The organism is Microbacterium sp., from assembly GCF_049661145.1.
Taxonomy (GTDB): Bacteria; Actinomycetota; Actinomycetes; order Actinomycetales; family Microbacteriaceae; genus Microbacterium.
The window spans coordinates 1-3,118 of sequence record NZ_JBASZT010000384.1; the positions used below are offsets into that span (position 1 = coordinate 1).

Annotated in this window: 6 protein-coding genes; 3 read left to right on the forward strand and 3 right to left on the reverse strand. The window is 70.0% G+C overall.

Annotation, left to right across the window (positions count from 1 at the left end; translation table 11 throughout):
• The 3 genes from WBP48_RS15810 to WBP48_RS15820 form a co-directional block, all read right to left on the reverse strand.
• Positions 1–150, reverse strand: a 150-nt coding sequence (locus tag WBP48_RS15810; RefSeq protein ID WP_424441717.1) for a DUF503 family protein, incomplete at its 3' end; no start/stop codon positions are given.
• Positions 150–1,115 (reverse strand): cation diffusion facilitator family transporter, encoded by a 966-nt coding sequence (locus WBP48_RS15815; protein WP_424441712.1) that lies wholly within the window; start codon positions 1,113–1,115, stop codon positions 150–152. The genes WBP48_RS15815 and WBP48_RS15810, both read right to left, overlap by 1 nt.
• Positions 1,112–1,636 (reverse strand): hypothetical protein, encoded by a 525-nt coding sequence (locus WBP48_RS15820; RefSeq protein WP_424441713.1) that lies wholly within the window; start codon positions 1,634–1,636, stop codon positions 1,112–1,114. The genes WBP48_RS15815 and WBP48_RS15820 overlap by 4 nt, the downstream gene beginning before the upstream one ends.
• 142 nt (positions 1,637–1,778) lie before the next feature.
• Between WBP48_RS15820 and WBP48_RS15825 the strand changes: the two genes are divergently transcribed.
• From WBP48_RS15825 to WBP48_RS15835, 3 genes are all read left to right on the forward strand, one after another.
• A complete protein-coding gene (locus WBP48_RS15825; RefSeq protein ID WP_424441714.1) occupies positions 1,779–2,132 on the forward strand; it encodes a hypothetical protein in 354 nt (117 codons plus the stop codon).
• 115 nt (positions 2,133–2,247) lie between these two features.
• Positions 2,248–2,841, forward strand: a complete 594-nt coding sequence (locus WBP48_RS15830; RefSeq protein ID WP_424441715.1) for a Dps family protein — start codon at positions 2,248–2,250, stop codon at positions 2,839–2,841.
• On the forward strand, positions 2,838–3,118 hold a 281-nt coding region (locus WBP48_RS15835; protein ID WP_424441716.1), incomplete at its 3' end, for a hypothetical protein. The genes WBP48_RS15830 and WBP48_RS15835, both read left to right, overlap by 4 nt.

A 3,118-nucleotide genomic window follows, 5' to 3' on the forward strand; every position in this document is an offset into this window, starting at 1 on the left:
CCGATGCAGGTCGTGCGCGTCGACCTCGGCCACGGCGGCCTCGGTCCGCCGGCCCAGGTCGGCGATGAGCGGGCGCAGGATGCCGCGTTTCTCCTTCAGCGAGTGGACGTCGCCCAGCACGACGTCGAACTCGATCCATCCGACCCACATCAGCCGGTGCGGGTCGTCTCGTCGGGCAGCGAAGACACAGGGATCACGACGACATCCTGCACCTTCCAATCGAGTTCCGCGACCCGCCGCCGCGCGTCCTCGACGGCATCCAGTCGCACCCGCATGCGGCGCGGCACGACGAACACCTCGACGTGGAACACCTGCCCCATGTCACGCAGGCGCACCGACGCGGCCCGCACCCACGGCTGCGCCTGAAGTTCCCGCACGATCCGATCCGCAAGCGGATGCGGTTCGGCGTCGTCGTGCGTCCGCGCCCGCTGGTCGATGAGGTCGAGGATCGCCGACCGGGTGTTCTTGTAGCCGTCCCACACGATCCCGAGCGAGATGAACAGCGCCGCGCTGCCGTCGAGCCACCACCAGCCGATGCCGATGCCCAGCACTCCGACGACCGAGGCGACGGTCGTGGTCCAGTCCGCTTTCGCCATGTCGGCATCCGCGTACAGCACCTTGTTGTGCAGCGTGGGCGCGAGCTTCGCCTTCGCGTGCCCGTAGAAGAACGGCCCGGGCACGACGAGGATCATGACGGCGACCATGAGCCACCCGAGCCAGATCGTCACACCGAACAGCGACACCGTGCCGATGGCCGGATGCTCCTGACGCACGAGCCCGGCGATCGACTCGATCGCGAGGTTGCCGCCGATGACGACCAGTGCGACCCCGGCGACGAGGTGCCCGACGCCCGTGACGCGGTGCAGCCCGTAGGGGAAGGCCCGAGAGGGTGGATGCCGGATGAACAGCAGCGACACCAAGAAGGCGATCTGCGGGATGAGGGAGAGCATGTCCTCGATCCACGCCGTCTTCATCGCCTGAGATCCACCGACGACGAGGGCGATCAGCGCGATCGTCACCGACGTGTAGCCGATCGTGAACCACTCCCAGCGAATCGCCTTCTGCAGCGCCCGCTGCTGCTCGGCCGGAAGGTCGGTGCGCCCCATCCGCTTCATCGGGGCGCTTGTCCGTCCCGCGCCGCCTGTCCGTCGAGGAAGGACTCCAGCGCCGACTGGAACGCGTTCTCTCCCATCGGCAGCAGCATCGCGGCGGAGCGTCCCTCGGCGCCGGGCAACCGGTCGAACGCGCGCGTGACCGCGACCCGGTCGGTCCACGGCGTCTGGTCGGTCATGCCGCCGATCGCGAGGTCGAGCTGCCCGGTCTCGAGGTCATCGACGAGGTCCTCCTCACTGCCGATCGTCCATACGACGGTGGCGTCGCGGCCGTCGGCGAACTCCTCGACCAGGCCGGCGAGCGGGCCGCTGACGGCCGAGGTCGCAGCCGTGCCGCCATCGCCCGGCGCGGCACCGGTGACGTCGACGAGGCCGTCGCTCGGCGAGACCCCGACGCGCAGCTCGCCGCCCGTGATGCGCTCCAGCGTTCCTTCGGGGTCGGTGGGGATCCGGATGCCGCACGCCGTCATCCCCAGTACCGACACCGCGACGACGACGGTGGCAACAGGGCGGAGCACGTGCATGTCCAGAGAATAGGGCGATCCCCCTGCGCGTCGGCATCCCCTTGACACGCCAACCGCGAGCCGAGTCGGCGACATGGCGGCATCCGTCGTCATGCCGTGGGCGAACGGGCCGCACGCGGCTCGGACCGCTTACAATCGCACCGTGGGGACCATCTATTACGGCGGATCGGCGACTCCGATCCACATCGAGGACCGGGCGCTCGCGCACCTTAAGGTCGTGATCGCCACCAAACTGCGCCGCAGCGAGAGCTTCACCGTGTCCTGGCGTCACCCCGACGGCGAACCCCGCGGACGCAGCACGATCTGGTTGCACCCGTCGATCCCCATCCGGTTCGTTTTCGACGATCCGGAGCCCGCCGAACTCAGCCGGGAGTGGATCGAGGACCTCGCGCAGTCGGCGAGTTCGTCGGGCGGCATCACGCTCGTCGCCGAGCACATCGAACCCTCGCCCGACACGCCCGACGACGACGCGCCGCAGACCGTCACCACGGTGTGATCGCGACCAGATAGCACTCGCCATGCAGCGCTGACAAGCCCCTCGTCCCGCCTCCCGCCCGACCATAGGTTCGGATTGGGCCGGCATCCTCCGGCTCGACGATGAGGAGGACCCCATGGCGAAGACAGCAACACCGGCGCCGCGCACGACGAAATCCGCGACCACCACGAAGAGCACGGGTAACAAGCGCCGCGCCGCGCGCGGCGGCAGCGGCGCCGAGCGAACGAGCCTCCAGAACGCAGAGAGCGGATTCCGAGCGTCTGCGACGCTGAGCGAGAACCTGCAGTCGGTGCTGGTCGACCTCATCGAGCTGCAGCTCCAGGGCAAGCAGGCGCACTGGAACATCGTCGGAACCAACTTCCGCGACACCCACCTGCAACTGGACGAGATCGTGCACGCCGCCCGGGAGCTCGGCGACACGGTCGCGGAGCGCATGCGGGCCCTGCACGCGCTGCCCGACGGACGCAGCGACACCGTCGCCCAGACCACGACGCTCCCCGAGTTTCCCCAGGGCGAGATCGAGACGAGCGACGCCATCGACCTCATCACGGAGCGCCTCGAGGCCGCGACGAGCACCGTCCGCGAGGTGCACGACGCCGTCGATGACGAAGACCCCACGAGTGCCGACATCCTTCACGAAGTGCTCGAGCAGCTGGAGCAGCTGGCGTGGATGGTGAGCGCGGAGAACCGCCGCCCGGCGGGCCGGTGAGCACCACAGCGCCGACCGCGCCCGCTCCCACGCCGCACGCGCTCCTCGAACTCGCGCCCGTCGACCTCGCCGCGGGGATGCCGGGGCCTGCGGCACAGTCGGTGTGCGATGCGGCTCGCGACGTCGTCGGACTGGGAACCCACCTCGGCGCGACGATCGACTGGGCCGTGCGTGCCGCCGCGTACGTGCCGCTGCCCGGACCGCCGGCCCGTCCGCCGGCCGATCCCCCGGCCGATCCCCCTGGCGCGCTGTCACCCGATCCGCGCGGTGCGACCGC

What these genes read in the sequence shown, in the direction of transcription:
- WBP48_RS15830 (WP_424441715.1), top strand. Translation starts at nt 2,248, where the DNA reads ATGGCGAAGACAGCAACACCGGCGCCGCGCACGACGAAATCCGCGACC.
- WBP48_RS15820 (WP_424441713.1), bottom strand. Translation starts at nt 1,636, where the DNA reads ATGCACGTGCTCCGCCCTGTTGCCACCGTCGTCGTCGCGGTGTCGGTA.
- WBP48_RS15815 (WP_424441712.1), bottom strand. Translation starts at nt 1,115, where the DNA reads ATGAAGCGGATGGGGCGCACCGACCTTCCGGCCGAGCAGCAGCGGGCG.